Annotated in this window: 4 protein-coding genes; 2 read left to right on the forward strand and 2 right to left on the reverse strand. The window is 74.0% G+C overall.

The annotated features are described in order from the left end of the window. Nucleotides 1-252, forward strand: a 252-nt coding sequence (locus AB0C29_RS45275; protein ID WP_360834115.1) for a DUF3459 domain-containing protein, incomplete at its 5' end; no start/stop codon positions are given. Then, nucleotides 239-1,006 carry an aminoglycoside adenylyltransferase domain-containing protein gene (locus AB0C29_RS45280; RefSeq protein WP_360834117.1) on the forward strand — a complete coding sequence of 256 codons (768 nt, stop codon included), beginning with the start codon at nt 239-241 and terminating at the stop codon, nt 1,004-1,006. The genes AB0C29_RS45275 and AB0C29_RS45280, both read left to right, overlap by 14 nt. Nucleotides 1,007-1,191: 185 nt before the next feature. On the opposite strand, the gene AB0C29_RS45285 is transcribed toward AB0C29_RS45280, so the two are convergent. Further along, entirely contained in the window at nt 1,192-1,815 is a 624-nt protein-coding gene (locus AB0C29_RS45285) for a DNA-3-methyladenine glycosylase 2 family protein (protein WP_360834119.1), read from the reverse strand. Then, complete coding sequence (locus tag AB0C29_RS45290) at nt 1,812-2,006, reverse strand: hypothetical protein (protein ID WP_360834121.1); 195 nt, start codon at nt 2,004-2,006, stop codon at nt 1,812-1,814. Before AB0C29_RS45290 ends, AB0C29_RS45285 begins: the two co-directional genes overlap by 4 nt. Nucleotides 2,007-2,108 lie beyond the last annotated feature (102 nt).

The following is a 2,108-nucleotide window of genomic DNA, read 5'->3' on the forward strand; positions in this document are numbered from 1 at the left end:
CGCCGGGCCGACCCGGCGCTGGGCGGGGCGGACAACCTGCGCTGGTGCGAGGGGCCGGACGGACTGCTGGTCTTCGAACGCGGAGATTCCCTGCGGTGCACGGTCAACATGACCGACGCGCCGATCCGCATCCCGCGACCCGGCCACGCCCTGCTGACCAGCGGACCGGTGGATCTGTCGGGCGCGGAGGCGGAAATTCCGGCGGACACGACCGTCTGGTGGGTGCCAGGATCGCCGGATGGGGCAAGTTGAGCGGGTCGTCGAGCTGAGCACCGAGGTCGCCGGGGCGGAGCTGATCGGTGCGTACCTGCACGGGTCGGCCGTCCTCGGCGGCCTGCGGCCGGCCAGCGACGTCGACATCCTCGCGGTCACCCGGCGCTCGCTGGCCGAGGAGCAGCGGCGGGCCCTGATCGCGGGCCTGCTGCCGATCTCCGGCTCCGCGGTGGGGGCCCGGCCGGTGGAGCTGACCGTCGTGGTCCAGGCCGAGGTGCGCCCCTGGCGCTACCCACCGACCGGCGATTTCCTGTACGGCGAATGGCTGCGCGCCGACTACGAGGCCGGCCTGGTCCCCGCCCCGGAACCCATGCCCGGCCTGGCCCTGGAGGCCGCGGTGGCCCTGGCCGGGGACCGTACGCTGGCCGGGCCCCCGCCGGCGCAGGTGCTCGACCCCGTGCCCACCGGGTTGCTGGTCCGGGCCGGCGTGGACGGCATCCCCGGGTTGCTCGCCGACCTGGCCGGGGACACCCGCAACGTGCTGCTGACCTTCGCCCGCATCTGGACCACGCTGGGCACCGGCACGATCGTCGCCAAGGACACCGCGGCGGACTGGGCGCTCGCCCGCCTGGCCCCCGAGCATCGGCCGGTGCTCGCCTTCGCCCGGGACCTGTATCTGACCACCTCCTACGCCGACGAGACCTGGAGCGACGAGCTGAAGGCTCAGGTCGGGCCGCACGTCGACGCGGTCCTGGCCCAGATCGGCCGTCTGCGGGAGACCGCAGGGCAATGACACAATCGGCACCGCCATGACCGTCCACAAGCCCCGTTCCACGCGGACGGCTCGGCCGGCGGCACGACTACATGCGGGCGAAGTACCAGCCCGGCGGGCGAGCTCCCCGGACTACGCGAAGCTGCAGATCGTCCGCAGCCGGCGCGCGGACTTCTGACGTACCACCCGCACCCCGCGAGGCCCGGTCACCGACCGGGCCTTCGTGGTGTCGAGAGGTAGTAGTGCCACAGCAGTTTCGCCGCTACCGCGCGCCACGGGCGCCACGCCTCGGCCATCTCCAGCAGCTGCTCGGGGGTCGGGCGGGCCGGCAGACTCCACAGCTCCGCGACCGCCTGGGCCAGGGCGATGTCGTGGGCCGGCCACGCGTCCGGGCGGCCCAGCGCCATCAGCCGGTAGATCGTCGCTGTCCAGGGGCCGATGCCCGGGATCGTGCGCAGAGCCGCGTCGACCTGCTCGTCGTCCTGCCCGGCGAGGGCGCCGAGGTCGAGGGAACCGTCCAGCACGGCCGTGGCCAGCGCCCGGGCGTAGCGGGCCTTCTGCCGGCTGAAGCCGATCGTCAGCAGGCGGGCGTCGTCCAGGAGCAGGAATCCGCCCGGCGTGAGCGGGTCGACGACCCCGCAGAGCCGGTCGTAGGCCGCCTGGGCCGAGGCCAGTGAGACCTGCTGCTCCAGCACGATCCGCAGCAGGGTGCTGAAGCCGGGCTCGCGCTGCCACGCCGGCGGCGGCCCGAAGCGTGCGACGATGCCGGCCAGGGCGGGCTCGCGCCGGCCGAGTTCGGCGAGGGCGCTGGTGAGGTCGGGGGCCGTCACTCCTGGGACTGGCCGGTTGTTTCGTCGGGCTTGTTGGCGCCGGTCTTGTTGATGCCGGAGTTGCTGCTGCCGTGGGCCGGCGTGCTCGCGGTGGGCGCCTGGTCGGTGATGAAGTCGCCGGTCTCCGGGTTGCCGGTGATGTGCTGGTCGGTGCTGGCGGCGTTGGTGACGACGCGGTCCTCGCTGCTCATGGGGTTCCTCTCGGTGTTCGCGGCGGTGCCTCGCCACGGGTAGTACCCCGTCGGACCCGGGTGACTCGCGAACCGGCCGCGCCACCCGGTCGGGCGGCGCGG

It is taken from the genome of Actinoplanes sp. NPDC048791, assembly GCF_040650095.1.
Classification (GTDB): Bacteria; Actinomycetota; Actinomycetes; order Mycobacteriales; family Micromonosporaceae; genus Actinoplanes.